Annotated in this window: 13 protein-coding genes; 4 read left to right on the top strand and 9 right to left on the bottom strand. The window is 47.1% G+C overall.

Going from position 1 to position 18,253, the window contains the following annotated elements:
* Positions 1-56: 56 nt before the first annotated feature.
* Positions 57-2,384, top strand: coding sequence for a DUF7133 domain-containing protein (locus FEM33_RS16625; RefSeq protein ID WP_139013123.1), 2,328 nt, complete (start codon positions 57-59; stop codon positions 2,382-2,384).
* Positions 2,385-2,569: 185 nt separating this feature from the next.
* Here FEM33_RS16625 and FEM33_RS16620 read toward each other — a convergent pair whose 3' ends face one another.
* From FEM33_RS16620 to FEM33_RS16600, 5 genes are all read right to left on the bottom strand, one after another.
* Positions 2,570-5,074: a glycoside hydrolase family 95 protein gene (locus tag FEM33_RS16620; RefSeq protein ID WP_139013122.1), complete on the bottom strand. Its 2,505-nt coding sequence runs from the start codon at positions 5,072-5,074 to the stop codon at positions 2,570-2,572.
* 48 nt (positions 5,075-5,122) lie between these two features.
* A complete protein-coding gene (locus FEM33_RS16615; RefSeq protein WP_139013121.1) occupies positions 5,123-6,136 on the bottom strand; it encodes a zinc-binding alcohol dehydrogenase family protein in 1,014 nt (337 codons plus the stop codon).
* Between the two features lie 75 nt (positions 6,137-6,211).
* The gene (locus tag FEM33_RS16610; protein WP_139013120.1) at positions 6,212-6,997 is read right to left on the bottom strand and encodes an L-fucose dehydrogenase; all 786 of its coding nucleotides are present in this window, start codon (positions 6,995-6,997) and stop codon (positions 6,212-6,214) included.
* A 108-nt stretch (positions 6,998-7,105) separates the two neighbouring features.
* Positions 7,106-8,653 carry a RagB/SusD family nutrient uptake outer membrane protein gene (locus FEM33_RS16605; RefSeq protein ID WP_139013119.1) on the bottom strand — a complete coding sequence of 516 codons (1,548 nt, stop codon included), beginning with the start codon at positions 8,651-8,653 and terminating at the stop codon, positions 7,106-7,108.
* 21 nt (positions 8,654-8,674) lie between these two features.
* Positions 8,675-11,740, bottom strand: coding sequence for a SusC/RagA family TonB-linked outer membrane protein (locus tag FEM33_RS16600; RefSeq protein ID WP_139013118.1), 3,066 nt, complete (start codon positions 11,738-11,740; stop codon positions 8,675-8,677).
* Positions 11,741-12,081: 341 nt separating this feature from the next.
* Between FEM33_RS16600 and FEM33_RS16595 the strand changes: the two genes are divergently transcribed.
* Positions 12,082-12,948, top strand: a complete 867-nt coding sequence (locus FEM33_RS16595; protein WP_139013117.1) for an AraC family transcriptional regulator — start codon at positions 12,082-12,084, stop codon at positions 12,946-12,948.
* Positions 12,949-13,013: 65 nt separating this feature from the next.
* Here FEM33_RS16595 and FEM33_RS16590 read toward each other — a convergent pair whose 3' ends face one another.
* Together FEM33_RS16590 and FEM33_RS16585 are read right to left on the bottom strand one after the other, a co-directional pair.
* Complete coding sequence (locus FEM33_RS16590; RefSeq protein ID WP_139013116.1) at positions 13,014-13,928, bottom strand: pirin family protein; 915 nt, start codon at positions 13,926-13,928, stop codon at positions 13,014-13,016.
* A 181-nt stretch (positions 13,929-14,109) separates the two neighbouring features.
* Positions 14,110-14,679, bottom strand: coding sequence for an RNA polymerase sigma factor (locus FEM33_RS16585; RefSeq protein WP_139013115.1), 570 nt, complete (start codon positions 14,677-14,679; stop codon positions 14,110-14,112).
* Positions 14,680-15,274: 595 nt separating this feature from the next.
* Between FEM33_RS16585 and FEM33_RS16580 the strand changes: the two genes are divergently transcribed.
* Both FEM33_RS16580 and FEM33_RS16575 read left to right on the top strand, forming a co-directional pair.
* Positions 15,275-16,069: a glycerophosphodiester phosphodiesterase family protein gene (locus tag FEM33_RS16580; protein WP_161597162.1), complete on the top strand. Its 795-nt coding sequence runs from the start codon at positions 15,275-15,277 to the stop codon at positions 16,067-16,069.
* 334 nt (positions 16,070-16,403) lie between these two features.
* Positions 16,404-16,841 (top strand): putative quinol monooxygenase, encoded by a 438-nt coding sequence (locus FEM33_RS16575; protein ID WP_201747775.1) that lies wholly within the window; start codon positions 16,404-16,406, stop codon positions 16,839-16,841.
* An 80-nt stretch (positions 16,842-16,921) separates the two neighbouring features.
* Here the strand turns inward: FEM33_RS16575 and FEM33_RS16570 are convergent, their stop codons facing one another.
* Together FEM33_RS16570 and FEM33_RS16565 are read right to left on the bottom strand one after the other, a co-directional pair.
* Positions 16,922-17,404, bottom strand: a complete 483-nt coding sequence (locus tag FEM33_RS16570) for a DUF4385 domain-containing protein (protein WP_139013113.1) — start codon at positions 17,402-17,404, stop codon at positions 16,922-16,924.
* Between the two features lie 396 nt (positions 17,405-17,800).
* Entirely contained in the window at positions 17,801-18,229 is a 429-nt protein-coding gene (locus FEM33_RS16565) for a response regulator (protein ID WP_139013112.1), read from the bottom strand.
* Positions 18,230-18,253 lie beyond the last annotated feature (24 nt).

The following is an 18,253-nucleotide window of genomic DNA, read 5'->3' as shown; positions in this document are numbered from 1 at the left end:
TGACAAGAAATTCTGGCTCTTTAACCTGCAACAAGCCTGCAATGATTCCTATGCGTATGAAAAGCACAATAGCGTTTTTGGGACTGATATTTATTTCTTCACTGATTTACAATTGTTCGGGGGTAAAAAAAAGCGCTGTATCTCAAGACTTCAAGATTCCGGAATTCAAACCGGACCCGGCCAGTACATTTTTGTCTCCAAAGGAAAGCATGCAGACCATGCATCTTCCGCCGGGCTATCGTTTGCAGCTTGTTGCCAGTGAGCCAATGATCAAGGAGCCGGTTGCAATTGCCTGGGACGGCAACGGAAGAATGTTTGTAATGGAAATGCGCACGTATATGCAGGATGCCGATGCGTCGCACGAGCAGGAAAAAACCAGCCGGATTTCACTGCTGGAAGATACCGATGGTGACGGCGTCATGGACAAAAGCACTGTTTTTATTGACAGCCTGCTGCTTCCCAGAATGATGCAGCCCGTCGGAAATGAGTTGCTTGTAAATGAAAGCAATACCATTGACATGTACAGTTACCGCGACACAAACGGCGACGGAAAAGCGGATGTTAAAATCCCTGTTTACCGGAATGACAAATACGTGGTCAATGACATGAACATGGAACATCAGCGGAGCGGTCTGGACTGGAACCTCGACAACTGGATGTACCTTACTTATGATGCCGTGCGTTTCAGGTATACGAATGGCAAAATGCTTGCAGATACAATCGTAAGCGGATCGAGCGGACAGTGGGGCATGACGCACGATGATTATGGCCGGCTCTTCTATTCACGGGCGGGCGGTGAAATTCCGGCACTGGGCTTCCAGATCAACCCGAAATACGGAACGCTGGACTTTCCGGACCAGTACAATGCAGCATTCGCAGAAGTGTGGCCGATCATTGCCACACCGGACGTACAGGGCGGACTTCCAAGGCTGCGTCCCAACCAGACACTGAACCATTTTACAGCCCCGACCGGGCAATCCATTTACAGAGGCGATCAGTTTCCGGCTGATTTCTCCGGCGATTACCTCGTCTGCGAACCCGTGGCAAGGGCTGTAAGGCGGGCAGAAGTGGTGCATCAGAATGGAAAGACCACCCTTCGGAATGTATATCAGAACAAGGAATTTCTGTCGTCTTCGGATATGAATTTCAGGCCGGTCAATTCGGCTACGGGGCCGGACGGCCATCTGTACATTGTGGATATGCACCGCGGAATCATTCAGCAGGGCAACTGGACGCAGCCGGGATCTTATCTGAGACAAAAAATTGACAGCCTCGGCCTTGCCGCAAATGTGGGGCACGGACGCATTTACCGCATTGTGCATGAGGGTTCCAAACGAGTTGAAAAACCAAAAATGTTAAACCAGAAACCTGCCGAACTGCTGGCTTATCTGGGACATGCCAATGGCTGGTGGCGCGACAATGCACAGAAAGAGCTGATTACCCGCGCTGATCAGTCCGTTGTTCCTGCATTGAAGGAAATTGCAGCAGGCAAGCGGACTGTTGCAGGAAAAGAAACCGGACATCTTGCAAAAATACACGCATTGTGGACTTTGGAAGGAATGCAATCGATTGATACGGATCTGCTTGCCACAGCGATGAACGATCCGGATGCACGGGTGAGAAAAACGGCTGTCTGGATCAGCGAGCCGCTTTTGCGATCCGGCAATCCTGTCCTGCTCGAACACGCCGGAAAGCTGGTGCAGGATACCGATGACGATGTGCGGGTGCAGTTGCTGCTGTCATTGTATAACAGCAAGTCTGAGCAGGCGAAGACGATCGTGAACCAAATCCTGGAAAATGGACAATCGCATGAAATGCTGCTGGCAACAAAAACCGCCCTCGACAAAAATGAAAACGTACGGACATTCGGAAGCAGGCTGGGACAAATGGACGAAGCGTCCAGAAAGCTGATTATCAATGGAGCCGGCATTTTCAAATCGTTGTGCGCAAGCTGTCACGGAGCAGATGCCAAAGGACTGGCCATCGGCGGAGCAGGTATGGCTGCGCCTCCGCTCGCCGGCTCGCCCCGACTGGAATTTACAGAAAAGAATAACCTGATCCGCATCGTGCTCAAAGGTCTTACCGGGCCGGTTGAAGGCAAGGAATATACAAGCATTATGCCCGTTATGGAAGCAAACAGCGACGAATGGATTGCTTCTGTCGTCAGCTACATCCGTCACGATTTCGGCGGCAGACCTCCAAGAAAAAAAGGAGAAATTCCGGGAATGGCACCCGCGGCAACCAGCAATGAATCCGGCTTTCCGGTGAGAAAAATTTCTTCGCCGGTTGTAACTGCCGAAGAGGTCAGGAAAATAAGAGAAGAGAGCGCCGGCCGTAAAACGGCGTGGACCATTCCGGAACTAAAACCGGAACAGCAGGAGTAAGGTTGCCGGTCTTTTGGCCGCTATTAACATTTTTAAAGTATTAAAAGGATTCGTATTCTAAAATAAAAATTCCTGAATCAACTTTGAGAAAACAAGTAATTCTGTTTTTTCTGTAAAAGCTGATTCAGGAATTATATTCAATATCGGCCAAGATATTCCATCAAAAACATCTTGCACCAGCCTTCTCACATTTCACCCACAATCCTGTAACTTTTTCCTTTCTCCGTCTGGAATTTACTGATATAGCCGGAATCTGTTTTCTCCGTTGTGGAAGCTATGCCGGTTACTTTTACAGGCGTATTGGTCTTGATAATGCACGGTTCCCCGTTCAGCGATTTTATAACCGAGCCGGTCAGTTTTCCGTTTTTCCAGTCCATGTCCACCTCGAATCCGCCCCTTGCACGAAGTCCTTTGATCCGGCCGTTTTTCCAGGCGGAAGGCAATGCAGGCAAAAGGTAAATCTCTTTCAGATGGCTCTGGATCAGCATTTCGGACATACCGGCTGTTCCGGCAAAATTTCCGTCGATCTGGAAAGGAGGATGTGCATCAAAGAAATTCGGATATGTGCCGCCGCCTTTGTAATCTCCTTTATTTTCATTGGTATACCTCATCAGCTGACGGATAAGCGTGTAGGCATGATCGCCATCCAGCAGTCTGGCCCAGAAATTGATTTTCCAGCCTTTACTCCATCCCGTTCCATGATCTCCCCGAACTTCCAGCGTTTTCTTTGCGGCCTGAAAGAATTCCGGCGTATCCTGTGAAATCTGGCGTCCGGGATGAAGCCCGAACAAATGCGATACATGGCGGTGCAACGTATCAGTTTCTTCAAAATCCTTGTACCATTCCTGAATCCTGCCTCTTTTATCTATTTTCAGCGGGTAAAGTCTGGCGCGTTTTTCAACGAGCAGTTTTTTAAATTCCGGGTCATTGCCCAGTACATCCGCCGCTTCAATGAGGTTGGAAAAAAGATCGTAAATGATGGACATATCCATGGTCGTGGCGATGGAAACGGCTGCTTCGCCGCCTTTCGGATCTTTGAATTTGTTTTCCGGCGATGTAGATGGAGCCGTAACCAGAAAGCCGTCCTTGTCTTCCACAAGCCAGTCCAGCGTAAACAAAGCGGCTTCTTTCATGATTGGGTATGCTTTTTCCTTCAAAAACATTTTATCTCCGGTAAAACGGTAATGTTCCCACAAATGCTGCGAAAGCCAGTTTCCGCCCATATACCAGTTTGCCCAGAGCGGATCGCCGTCCCCGACGTTTCCTACCGGATTTGACTGTCCCCAGATATCGGCATTATGGTGTGCAACCCAGCCCTTTGTGCCATAGAATTCCCTGGCAGTGACTTTGCCGGTCTGCGAAAGATCTTTGATCCAGGAAAGCAAAGGCGTATGCATTTCCGACAGGTTCGTGACTTCCGAAGGCCAGTAATTCATCTGGGTATTGATGTTGATGGTATAATTGGAACTCCACGGCGCCCGCATTTCCTTGTTCCAGATACCCTGCAGATTCGCTGGCGGACCGGCCGGAACGCCGGGCAAAGCCGCGCGTGACGATGAAACCAGGAGATAGCGGCCATACTGATAATAAAGTGTCTCGAGGCCGGGATCGTAACTTCCCCTGGAATAAGCCATCAGGCGTTCGTCGGAAGGCAGTTTTACATTCGGGTTATTTGCCGTGCTGTCCGTTACATCGAAAGTAACGCGGTTGAAATAAGTACGGAAATCATCCTGATGACGCTTTTTCAAAACAGCATAGGATTTGGCCAGCGCCTTGTCCAGATAACTTTTTGCCAGCGACTTTTCATCCTTGCCCTCTTTGTCGGGACATTTATCAAAACCGTTGAAGCTCGTTGCTGCCGACAAGTACACGAATACCTCGCTCGCGTTGCTTACATGGATTCCGGACGTGTCCGTTACAATAACGCCGTCTTTACTCACGGCTTTCATCCTGAACTGGAAGCGGGTGCCGTTGCAGCCGTTTGGGTCTTCGTAAATGATCGGCTCCTGACCGGGCGGATTATAATAGTTCGGATTGACGTGTGCAGGTGCTTTTCCATTGATCACCAGCTCTTTGGATGCAGTTGCTTCGCGCTTGTAACGCAGCGGACTGTTTGCGGATACGGTAAAATTCAGCTGTTTTGGACTGGATGCCGAAATCCGGATCACAAGAATGTTATCCGGCGCAGAAGTGAAAATTTCTCTTTTATAAACGACACCGCCGGCTGTAAAACGGGTTGTTGCAACCGAATTGGCGATGTCGAGGTCGCGGTAATAATCGGTGGGTTTCTGAGCTTTCAGGTCCTGGACAATTTTGAGGTCGCCCATCGGCATGTAGGATTCGGTGTAAAGCCCCTGCATTTTTTTGAGCAGTTCATTGGCTTTCTGATAATCGCCTTCCTGCAGAAGTGCCGTTCTGACTTGTGGCAGATACGACGCGGAAGCAGGATTTACATTTGTTTTTACCGGCCCTCCTGACCATAGCGTACTTTCATTGAGTTGTAAAAGCTCCTGTTCCACGCCGCCGAAAACCATGGCGCCAATGTGCCCGTTCCCGACCGGCAAAGCTTCCACCCACTGGCTTGCAGGCTGATTGTACCATAACTTCAGATCAGCCGTTTTTTGTGCAAACGAGCTGAATGACAGCATTGTGACCAATGCGGGAAAAACTGTTTTTTTGATTATTTTCATTCAAGCGGGAATTAGGATTTGATATTTGTTAAACATGGCGGCAAAAGGTCATTTTAATGAAACCATTGCTTTGATAACGCCTGTTGCCGGATCGAGCCAGCTTTCAAAATCAGTTTTGACTTCACCGAAAGCGACGCGGTGCGTAATGTAGTTTTCGGGATCAATCCATCCGTTTTTGATGCATTTTATGACATATTCGAAATCGGGCCTTACAGCGTTCCGGCTGCTCATCAAAGTGGCTTCGCGCTTGTGGAATTCGGGATGAATAAAACTGATTTCTCCGCCCTGCAGGCCAACCAGAACGTATTTTCCGCCGTGTGAAATATACTGAAATCCTGTATTAATGGCTTTCAGGTTTCCCGTAGCGTCGATCACAACCGTCGGCATATCGCCGTCCGTTATTTTTGCCAGCTCTTCGGACACATTTTGGGTCAATCCATTGATACAATGCGGTACCCTGATTTTTTCTTCGGAAAAATTCAGCCGTTTTTCATTGATATCCAGCGCAATAACCCGGGCGCCTGCAATCCTTGCAAATTCCATTACGCCCAGGCCGATCGGGCCGGCGCCCATGACCAGAACGGTATCGTCAGCAGAAACCCCGGCACGCTGAATGGCATGTGCGCCGATAGCCAGCGGTTCCACAAGCGCCAGTTGCTCAAACGTAAGGCCTTGCGAATGAACCAGTTTGTCTGAAGGAATGGAAACATATTCCGACATGCCGCCGTCTATATGCACGCCGAATACTTTCATCCGGGTACAGCAGTTTGTTTTGCCTTTCCGGCATGCGATGCAATGGCCGCAGTTGAAATAGGGCAGGAAAGTAACCGCATCGCCAACGGAAAAACCCTCGGCATCGGTCGCTGCGATTTCGCCGGCAAGTTCATGCCCAAGAATTCTGGGATAATTGAAAAAAGGCTGTTTTCCTTCAAATGCGTGCAGGTCGGTTCCGCAAATGCCGATGTTTTTTATTTTTAAAATGGTGTGGTTTTCCGTTAAGGAAGGCATGTCTGAATCCTGATAAACAAAATTTCCGGGTGCCTCGCAAACCAGTGTTTTCATAATCGTGTAAAGCGTAATTTCAGCGTGTAAAAATCAGTTTATGTAATCCTGTTTATGTAATCCTGTAAGTAAAGGTCAATATTCAAGCGCACGATCCAGATGCACATAACCGCCGTCTACATAAATAAGCTGGCCGGTTGTATGGCTGGATTTGTCGGACAGTAGAAAAACCGTCATGTTGGCTATTTCTTCGGCTGTGGTCATGCGCTTTTCCAGCGGAATATTTGCGGTAATGGAGGCCAGTTTCTGTTGCGGGTTCGGAAGCATTTCGATCCAGCGTTCGTAAAGCGGTGTCCAGCATTCGGCTACAACCACGGCGTTTACGCGGATGCCGTAAGGCAAAAGTTCAACAGCCCATTCACGTGTCAGCGCGTTGCGTCCGCCGTTCGATGCCGCATAAGCGGATGTGCCGCCCTGACCGGTATCAGCCGTTTTGGAAGTGATATTGACAATGGAACCCTTTGATGCTTTCAAGGCAGGCAATGCATGATGCGCCATCAGATAATAATGCACCAGATTTTTGTGAAGCGACGCAATGAAGCCTTCATAACTTCCCGATTCCAGTCCGACACCGTCATTAACGCCGGCGTTATTAACCAGACCGTCGATACGGCCGTATGCAGCCAGTACTTCTTTCACCGCCTCTTCGCAAGCCTCCGGCTGCGTCAGCTCCGCCTGCACCGGAAAAGCCTGAAGACCCTGGCCGGTCAGTTCGTCCGCCAGTTTCCGGTTGTCATCCATATTTCTTCCTACTATTATGGGAATGGCGCCTTCTCCGGCCAGGACCCTTGTAATTCCTTCACCGATTCCCTTGGCTCCGCCAGTGACAATGATGACTTTATTCTCAAAATGTAAATCCATGCTGAAATTTTTTGTTGCAAATAAAACTCGTTTTTCAGGGAATGGAAAGCGTTGTGAATGCCGCTTTCCATTCCCTGGGTTATTTTACATATAAAATGATTTCTTTCATCAATAACCGGGATTCTGCGTCAGTACCGGTGCATTGCGGTCGATTTCAGTTTGCGGAATCGGCCACAGATCATATTTTGCTTCATATTTGGACTTGATCGTCGGAGCCAGCGGGTTCTGAACAAAGCCGTTCAGCTTTTGCTCGGCAATTCCCCATCTTCTCAGGTCAAAATAGCGCTGGCCTTCCATGGCGAATTCCACACGCCTTTCATGACGGATCATCTCGCGCAACTGACTTTGTGAAACACCCGCTGCCAACGCCGGCATACCCGCTCTTTTTCGCACGAGGTTCACCGGAGCAACAGCTGCGGCCGGGCCGTTTGCTTCGTTTTCGGCTTCGGCATACATGAGTAAAATATCCGCATAGCGCAGCAACACAAAGTCATTGTCGTCGATAGCGCCGTAATCCGGATTTACCTGAGCGGGATCAAGCCATTTTTTTACCGGATAAAACCCTACCGTCCAGCTGTCTTTTCCGGGCGTAGCTACCGAAAGGTCTCCGGTGAACGGCCAGCCTTGCGCCTTGGTGTCTCCCGGAAAAAAGAAAGTCTGACGCATTCTCGGATCTCTGTTTTCAAACGGTTTGGCAGGGTTGTACACCGCCGAGGTTGCAATGGGTTTGCCGTCAATGGCTTCGTACTCGTTGATCAGGTCCTGCGTTCCCTGTTCGCCTTTCCAGCGCTGAAGGGAAACGGCCACGGCTACATCCTGATGCAGCAAGTTGGGCTGAAGATATTTAACCGAAAACATAATTTCGGTGCTGCTGTTCTGGTCGGGCTTGTAAAAGTTGCCGGCATAATTCGGCCACAAAGAATATTTGTTACCTGCGATAATGGTTTTGGCCAGTGCAGCCGCTTCGGCGTATTTCTTTTCATAAAGCAGCACACGTACCAGATAACCCTGTGCGGTTGTCTTTACGGCATGTCCGTCTTTGTAGGCATTATCCGGCAAACTGGCAATGGCTTTGGCAAGGTCTTCTTCAATCAGTTTCAATACATCCGCTTTTTCCGATTTTGCCCGGGTCGATTTGAAATCAATTGTAAACGGATCTTCGGTCGTGATTACAACGTTGCCGTAAAGCTGCGCAAGCCAGAAGTAATTGAATGCGCGCAGGAAATACGCTTCGCCCTGATACCGTGCCAGCTTTTCGTCCGTCAGAACCTTGCCGACGTTCGCAAGAAAAGAGTTGATTGCTGCAATGGCTTTGTAATTATTGGTATAGTAATTCAGTACAAAGTCGCCGGACTGCGGGGTAATGCCGGAAGAAAGGGCCGAATTGCCGCCGCCGTAATTATACTGTCCGTACGCATCGTCACTGAAAGTATCCCAGGCAAAAACCTGATATTGGGAAGTAGCGTAACCGCCGCCGGAAGCATACAAGTAATTATACAGGCCTGTCAGGGCAAGGTCTGCATCCGATTCTGTTTTCCAGAAAATACCTGTCGAGAGTTTATCCGGCGGGCTTACATCCAGCACATCGTTGCAGGATGTGAGCGAAAGCGTGGATACAAGTAATGCGGAAGCAAAGGTTTTAATATATTTTTTCATCTCTTGAAATGGTTGTCAGGATTAGAATTGAGCGTTGATACCAAATGTGAATGTCCTGTTTTGAGGATAAGCCAGATAATTGCCGCTGTTTACACGTTCCGGATCAAGGCCCGGAAATTTGCTTGCAGTCAGTACATTGTCTGCGGATACGTACAATCTTACCGTATTGATTTTTATTTTGTCAAGAAGGCTTTTTGGAACACTGTATCCGATCTGAACATTTTTCAGACGTACAAAGGAAGCATCTTTGAGAAAATAGGTCGAATTGTAATTCTGAACCGGTGCATAGCCGTCTGCCACGTATATTTTAGGCATCGAGTTGGTCGGATTGGAAGGCGTCCAGCGATTTCTCCAGTCTGTTGTCGGTACGGAACCTTGCCTGAATGGCTCGATGCCCCAGCCGTTTACATAAATTTTCTGTCCCACCGACCCGAAAACCTGCGCCGACAAGTCAAATCCTTTCCAGTTGGCCGACAGGTTGAGGCCCATCTGCATGGCCGGATACCGGCCTTTCTGATACGTTCTGTCCTGATCGTTGATGATGCCGTCACCATTTATATCTCTGATCTTCAGATCACCGGGGGTAGGCGTAACCGGCTGCTTGGCCCAGGCGTCAATTTCAGACTGGTTCTGGAAAATGCCGTCCCAGATGTACACGTAGAATTCATCCAGCGCATGGCCTTCCTCCCGGATCGTGTTGCTGCTGATTTCTGTCTTTCCGAATTCTTCGAGAATGTTCTTGTAAGCCTGGATATTTCCTCCGATGGAGTACGTAAAGTCACTTCCTGCACGGCCATTGTACTGCAAGGCAAGTTCAATTCCTTTGTTGCGCACCGCTCCGTTGTTGATAACCGGCGCATCGAGCCCGAGCCAGAGCGGAACCTGTGAACTTCTCAAAATGTCGAAAGTATATTTGTTGAACACATCGGCTGAAAAGGTGATTTTGTTATTGAACGCTGTCAGGTCAAGACCGGCATTCACGGATCTGGTCGTTTCCCAAGTCAGATTTGGATCTACCAAAGCAGAGGCCGCAAAACCTGTTGAAATGCCTCCAAAAGCATAATTTCTGTTGGTCAGCGTGGACTGATAAGGATAATTTCCGATGTTCTGGTTACCCAGCTGTCCCCACGATGCCCGGAGTTTGAGGTCGTTGATCCATTTGATATTTTGCATAAACTGCTCTTTGGAAACACGCCATCCTCCTGAAAAAGAGTAAAACAAGCCCCAGCGCGTATCGTTTGGCAGCCGCGAAGTCCCGTCGTAACGTACGCTTGCGCCGAGCAGATATTTATCCAACAGACTGTAATTGGCGTTTCCATAGAATGACTGGATTGCCCATTGTGCAGAAGTTCCGGAATTGGTTTGTCCGTCCAGCGGGCCGGCATCCAGTTCGGTCAGGGAGTTTGTCGGGAATTGTCTTCTGGCAGCGGAAAGTGTGCTCGACTGGTTCTGTTCCTGCTGAAATCCTCCAAGTACGGACAAGGTATGGCTTCCGAACGTTTTGTTATAATTTAACTGGCTGTAAAAGACCGTGTAAACCAGATCGTTCCGCTGCGCTGTAAGCCCCGGCGTTCCCACATCCAGCCCGCCAGCCGCACTTAAATCATTGTAATAATAAGTGGGAACAACAGGCCGGAAAGTACTGATTCGGGTATTCTGAAAATTGAATCCCGCCCTGTTTTCCAGTCTGAGCCCGTCCACAATGTCGATGTCAACCGACATATTTCCCTGTGCGTAATAATCCTTTGTTTTGGTTGTGGAGTTTTCATAAACCGTTGCAATGGTGTTTTTATTTCCCAGTTCGTTGGGATACGCTCTTTTGATCCATTTCCCATCGGCAGTCTGCGGCGGATAAAGCGGCGATTGAGCCATGGTGGAAAGGAACATATCGGTGCTTCCGTTGCTCGGCGCTTTCTGGTCACCTACACGGAACTGCAGGTCGGTACCCATTGTAACTCTTTTATGTACTTTGGCGGACAAGCCAAGGTTCATCGTGTATTTTTTATAATCAAATCCGATCATGACGCCCGGCTGATCGGTAATTCCGACACCCACATTGAACGTAGTGCCTTCCTTGCTTCCGCCGGACATACTCAGATAATGGTTTTTAACATAGGCGGGCCGGAAAAGGTCGTCGAGCCAGTTATGGTTCGGATATTTTACCCGGTCGGTAGCGTTTCTGTACAGGTCAATTTGGGATTGGGTGTACAAAGGCGCCAGGTTGGAATTGGTCCTTGCTTCATTGGAAAGCTCCATGTATTCTGCTGAATTCGCGATGGTTTCGGGAATGGCTGTCGGGTTGGAAATACCGAGGTTGAAGTTATAGCCAAATGCAAATCCGCCGCCGCTTCCTTTTTTTGTTTTGACCAGAATCACGCCATTGGCCCCTCTTGCGCCGTAAATAGCAGCCGAGGCAGCATCTTTCAAAACCGTGACGGATTCAATGTTGTTCGGATTGATGATGTTGAGGTTTCCCGGAAGTCCATCCACGATCACCAGCGGGTCATTTCCCGCGCCGCTGAACGTACCCGTACCCCTTATACGTAATTGGGTACCTTCATTGCCGGGCTCGCCCGAGTTCTGAATCACCTGCAACCCGGGAAGCTGTCCCTGAAGTAACGTAACCGGGTCCGTCGCAATCCGTTTATTGATGGTTTCTCCCGAAATGGTCGTAACGGCGCTGATGATGTTGCGCTTGCTCTGGGAATTATAACCTACAACAATTACTTCGTCCAACGCTTTCTGGTCGGTTTTCAGGGTAATGTCGATGGTGGCCTGATTGCCGACCACAACTTCCTGTGAAGCAAATCCGACAAATGAAAAAGTCAGCGTGGCCGCTTCCTCCGGAACTGAAATGCTGTATTTTCCTTCCAGATCAGACGTCGTACCGCGCTGCGTACCTTTCAGTATCACGCTCACGCTGGGTAATCCTTCGCCTTTTTCATCCACGATTTTACCTGTAATCAGGCGGTCTGCGACGGCATATGCAACGCCGGCATGCGTGTGAGCGATCCATAAACATGCAAAAAGCAATTGCATGCATGTAAATCTCACAAATGGTTTAAGGGTAAAGCTTGTTCTTGTCATCGCGTCTCTGGTTTTACATGTTTGGTTTAGTGGAACAGTTGGAGTTTATTAAAAAGGTTTTTACACGAAATGAGACCTTACTTGTGAAATCCGTTTTTTAGATATGTTTATATATTATGCAAGTATTGTTCAATTTGAAGTTGCTCATACTTTTGGTTGTTTTTGAAATCTGTTTATTGGGAAGACGGGTGTGAGACTGGATTAAAACTCCTTCGTGTGAATTTAACAATGCAAAGGAATTATATTTTTAATTAAAGAATGGTTCGGAAATTAACGGATGTATAAGAGATTTTAACATCTTTGTTCTGCCTCAGTTAATTTTCGTTGTATAGATTTCAGACATGAAACCGCAGTTGCTTAAAGTCCCGAATGTACAGGCTTACTCATTCAGTACGCGACAGGATAAAATGACCAACATCAATAACCGCTGGCATTATCATCCGGAAATCGAGCTTGTTCATTTTCATAAAGGTTCAGGAACCCAGTTTGTCGGAGATCACATCAAAAGGTTTTTTCCGAATGAAATTGTGCTTGTCGGCAGCAATCTGCCTCATTACTGGCGATTTGATACGGATGTGGATCAGGACGAAACATGCAGTTCGCTGGTTTCTTCAGTTGTGCATTTCATGCCGGACTTCTGGGGACAGAAGTTTCTGGATCTTACCGAAAACAAGCCCATCAAATCGGTTCTTGAGAAGGCGGCGAGGGGCCTGCTTTTAACAGGTTCTTTAAAGGAAAAAGTGGCTGGCGAAATCGAAAGCCTGAATCATGCAGAAGGTCCGGAACGTATTATGGTGCTGATGAAAATCCTGAACGCCATTTACCATTCCGAAGAATTTACGGTCTTGTCATCTGTTGGCTATCAGAACATGCTGCTGGATTCCGAAAACGACCGGATCAACGACATTTATGAATTTACATTCAATAATTTCAACAAGAAGATTTATCTTGATCAGGTGGCCAGTATTTCCGGGCTGGTCCCCAATTCTTTTTGCCGTTACTTCAAATCCAGGACGGGCAAGACTTACCTGCAGTTTCTGACCGAAATCCGTGTCGGGCACGCCTGCAAGCTGCTGATGAACGACAACATCAACATCAAAGAAGTATGTTATGAAAGCGGGTTTCTGAATTTCAGTTGTTTTCACCGGAGGTTCAAGGAAATAACCGGCCAGAGTCCGCAGCATTACCGTGTAAGTGTATCCGGTTGATGTTTTTTTTGGCTGTTGGCTGCTAGCTGTTAGCTGCTGGCTGTTGGCTAATGGCAATGGTGATTTTATGACAGAGCTTCCGGTGGCGGCCCGCCGGCAGGACGGGAATTATCTTTCGGAAGCGGGACAAACTCTTCGTTGTCCGTTGGAGGCAAATGAATTCGTCCCTGTTTCCAGTCTTCCTTGGCCTGTTCAATCCTTTCCTTGCGGCTGGATACGAAATTCCACCAGATGTAACGTTCTCCCAAATGCTCGCCGCCCAGCATCATCAGTGTAGTCTTTTCCATGGCGATCATTACGGGATCTGCTCCTTTTGTAAAAACCAGCAGTTTTCCCGCCGTGTAAGTAATTCCGTTTACCTCAACACTGCCTCTGACGATGTATACACCTCTTTCGCTGTGTTCCTGAGGCAAGCCAAACCGGGCTCCGTTATCCAGTACGACATGGAGATAAAACAGCGGAGAGGTAGTATGCACATTACTCTTCAGTCCGTATGCATCACCGGCTATCAGCCGCATCCAGATACCCGGGTCGGTAAATACGGGCAATTGCCCTGCTGTATAGTTTTTAAATGAAGGTTCGCCTTCTTCGTCTTTTTCAGGAAGTGCAACCCACGTTTGTATCATTTCCAGCTCACCGCCGGCCAGCATGGCGGGATCTTCAAACCGTTCACTGTGTGCAATGCCTCTTCCGGCCGTCATCCAGTTTACCTCGCCCGGCTTGATAACCTGCTCCACGCCAAGGCTGTCTCTGTGCGTGACATTTCCGCTGAAAAGGTAACTTACCGTAGAAAGGCCAATATGCGGATGCGGCAGCACATCCAGGTTGGTTGCTGTCGCTGCGGGCATATTTACCGGTCCGCCATGGTCCATAAAAATGAACGGTCCCACCATTCTTCGCAGCTGATAGGGCAGGATGCGCTTTACTTCAAAACCGGGGACTATCGCTGCTTTTCGGGATTGTATGACTATATCAAGCATGATGATATTTCGTTATCTGCAATCTGCGAACTTAGGGTATGTAAATGTTTTTGCCAAATGTTGATTTTATTTCAGGAGTTGGGGGGTTGTCATGAGTTGTTATGGATTGTCATGAGTTGTCATGTGTTGTCATGAGTTGTTATGTGTTGTTATGTATTGTCATGATTTGATTAAGGGTTGTTCAGGCGAACTGGGCTGTTGGTGATGAAACGTCAAATACTTTTCTCAATTCTTTCATGGCATTGCGGATTCTTGATTTTACGGTTCCCAGCGGCAAGCACAAATGTTCCGAAGCTTCTTCATGCGTGTACCCTTCAAAATAAACCAGTTCGATAAGCTGCTTTTTTTCCGGCAGCAGTTTTTCCACAATGGATTTCAGATCAAGCGTGGCTGGCGCAGGGGTGAAAACAGCATGATTGCCAAGGTCATTTTCCCTGACCGCTTCCCATTTCAGATCATTTTCAAATTTACAATCGGCCCTTAATTTGTCAATCGCCGTTCGTCTGGTGATATTCAGCATCCATGTAAACAAACTTCCTTTTTCTGCATCGTAGCTTGCCATGTGCTTCCAGATTTTGATAAAGGAATCCTGCATGACATCATCGGCTCTGCTGTCGTCTTTTACAATTTTCCGCACGATGCCGTACAACGCAGGCGCATAATGGTCGTAAAGATATTCGTAAGCTGCTTTATTGTTCGTTTTCAAAAGTGTAACCAGTTCATTTTCAGTAAAGAGGATGGACTTGTTCATTTGGGCGGTATTTATGGAGGTATCCTGGTTAAGTACATTGGTATATGCATGGAAATAGTATAAAATCATACCTGTATATACGTCAATAAATATTGTGAAATTCCTGAAACAACCTGGGATTTTGCTATAAATGGTCATGCAAATTCTACAATTGTGTAGAAATGCGCGAATCACAATACCGGGGCTCACAGCATTGCTGACGTCAGCTTTCAGAGCATTAAGGCGACACTGAAAAATCTGGTTTAAAAGCCAGCAAAGTGAGTAAATGTGAGTTTATATATTCATAACTCATTTCAAAAAACCTATTCGTCGTCATTGATACAGGCTACTTCCGGATATGCACATATAAAAGCAATCATAATGCAGAATGGCCCGGTGCCCGTCGCAAGCTAATGTCCAGCTTCTTTGTTAACGCAAGCAGGACCGGGAAAAGGTTTTGTTTATACGCTTTTTACAATTAATCTGAGTGGTTAAGTTTGCAGTATTACTCTCGTACTCTTTCCGCATTAGTAAGAAAAAATCAAAATTTATGTTTACAGACAGGAAGTTCGCCGCATTTTTGGGCCCAGGCTTTAATTATGTTTTTTTGTTTTTTATGTTCTGTGCAACCGGTACAGTTCAGGCGCAGGTTGCGATTGTTGGCCACAGGGGCGGCTTGTATGCGCCGTATCCCGAAAGCTCCATAAAGCTTTTTAATGCTACCGCAGCGTCATTCGGAAAAGACACCGTATGCATTGAAATCGATTTGCGAAAAAGCAAGGACGGCAGCCTGTATCTGATGCACGACCCGACCGTAGACCGTACTACAACGGGCACTGGCCAGCTGGAAGAACGGAGCGATCAGTACCTGAATGCCCTTCGTCTTAAAACAAAGGACGGAAAAATCACAGACGAGCATATACCTTCCTTTGATGAGGTACTGACATTCATAAGCAACCGGAATATCAACCTGATGCTGGATATCAAGGCGCCGGTTCACAAGGAAGCGCTGGAACAAGTGAAGAGGCACAATATGGAAAACCGGATGCTGGTACTGACATTCAAAGACGAATTTACCCGTCTCGTCGCTGAAACCAATCAGAATGTTTTGCTGTCTGCGCTGATAGAAACAGAACAGGCATGGAAAGCTTTTGAACAAATCCCGGTGCGGCCCGGTAAACGCATTGCGTACATCACTGCAAAAACCCCGGCGGAACTGATCACCAGGCTAAGGCAGCAAAAAGTGCGCATCATGGCAGATGTAAGCGAAGATTCAAAGAATGGTGGAAAACCGCTTTCTGCAGACGGATACCGCACGAAAGTAAAAAATCAGCAACTGGATATACTTATTTCGGATTTTCCCACAGAAGCACACCACGCACTTGGTTCGCAAAAAAGGGCGGCAGAATGAAAACGGAATTCCTGATAATTAAAATAACTGATTCTGAATCAGGTAAAATTCTAGTATCCATGAAGTGCAATGCCAGTAACCATTTCCTGGGCCTGATGTATAAAACGGGTAAATAAAGCTGTAATCTGTATAAAGCGGTTCAGGCTGTATAACCGGTCTTTGTTACCAGAGATAAGGCTAAATTTAGGAATTGGCTGCTGGCAGCTAAATTTAAGCTGACAAGAAGATAGCATAGTAAGAAAGCCCCGGCCGGAGAAAACAATACAATCAAATGGATGTAAAGCAATTCCCAGCAATGAAGTATATTCTTAAATCGGTTACAATCATGTTGTTTATGCTGACACAATTATCCATTGCAGCATACAGCCAGACTGAAAATAGCAGAACGCAGGCAAGTACACTGAAAAAGGCTACTGCAAAATCGGGAACTCCGGCCATTGAATCCGGTATGATGGTGCGAATTTCAGAAATTGACATCCTGCCGGAACATCTGGGCGAATACAATACCATCCTGAAAGAAGAAGCGGCTGCATCCGTCGAAAAGGAGCCCGGCGTAATTGCCATTTTTCCAATGAGCCTGAAAGAGCAGCCGAACCAGATCAGGATCGTAGAAATTTATGCCGACAGTGCGGCTTATCGTTCGCATTTGAAAACACCGCATTTTCAGCATTACAAAACTTCAACCCTGAAAATGGTAAAGTCGTTGAAACTGGTGGATATGAATGCACTTGACCGCGAAACAATGCTGAACATTTTCAGAAAGCTGAAATAGGAAACCCGGGCGAGTGCCGGCTGTGAACTTTCCGCAGTCAGGAATATAAAGCTTTGCTGCTTGGAGAGATTATGGGCAGCTTAGCCTAACGTGCGTTTCCAGTTACTTTTAAGGTCCCTGTATCTGGCATTGCTTTCCGCTTCTTTCCACTTTTCAAAAAACACAGCTGCAGCATCCGCTTTTTCCTGCTCGCCGGTACCTCTTTCCAGCTGCTGATAGTCATTGTCCTTGTCGTATTTTTTACCGCCTTTGTAATTAGCATAGCGACGTGCGCGCGTATAGCCCATTTGCAGGTATTTGCGCGCCATATCGGCTCCTACAAAATCATCCTTATCCAGATAAGCGATGAAGAGTTCATAGATTTTACGACTGCTTTCCTCCGCAATGGCTTTTGTTTTAAACCGCCAGTACTGACCGATTTCCGACTTGTATGGTTCACAGATCAGAACGCCCTGTTCGCCTTTTCCGACCCGGTAAAGTTCCGACTGCGCCCTGTAATCGATATCAGGTTTCCAGGCATATGCAGGCTTGTCGAAATGAAGGTATGAAAGCTTGTCGCTCAATGGTTTTTGGGTAAGGATTTGTTGATAATGGGGCAGGGGATTGGGGGGTGTTTGTAGGGTAGTATGGGTTGTTCAGAGGTTTGGGTTGTTTTTGGGTTTATTGGCATTTGTAGTCATTTGTTGTCATTTATAGTCCTTTATAGGTGTTTGTAGTTATTTATGGACATTTATTGTCATTTATAGGTGTTTATAGTTATTTATAGACATCTATAGTCATTTATGGTCATTTATGGTTATTTGTTGTCCTTTATAGGTGTTTGTAGTTATTTATGGTCATTTATAGTCATTTGTTGTCATTTATAGGTGTTTATAGTTATTTATAGAGATTTGCAGTTGTTTGTGGCTGTGGTTTGTTTTTTTTTAAAATATAACTGATTGCTGAAAGCTGCCAGTTTATTATTCGCTGTATAGTTTGATGAAATCACCTTCGTGTTCGCAAATTTCTGTCATGGCGGCTTTAATGTCGGGCAGGCTCATGGGTTTCAATGAAAATGCATCGGCACCCAGCCGGAAGCTTTCCTGCCTGAACTCGGCCTGATCGCGGTTGGTCATCATAATGACAGGTACTGTCTGCCAGTAAGGATGCTGTTTCAGTTTGCCAAGGGTCTGAAAACCATTAAGCCCGGGCATATCAATGTCCAGTATGATCACCCGGGGCGAAGCAGTTTGTCCGTTTGCGAGCGCTTCGAGATTGCCGGCAAGCTCGGAGCCATCGGAAAAGAACCGCACCTGATGGTTTGGTAAAAACATTTTAAAGACCTGCTGGACCAGAAAGCGATAATCGGCGTCGTCGTCTACCAAATAAATCAAGTGCGGATGTGGCATCAGTAAATCAGTATTATATGATAA

This window comes from Dyadobacter flavalbus, assembly GCF_006149045.1.
GTDB lineage: Bacteria > Bacteroidota > Bacteroidia > Cytophagales > Spirosomataceae > Dyadobacter > Dyadobacter flavalbus.
Note: the sequence above shows the minus strand (reverse complement) of the source record. Positions and strands in the feature narration are given on the sequence as shown.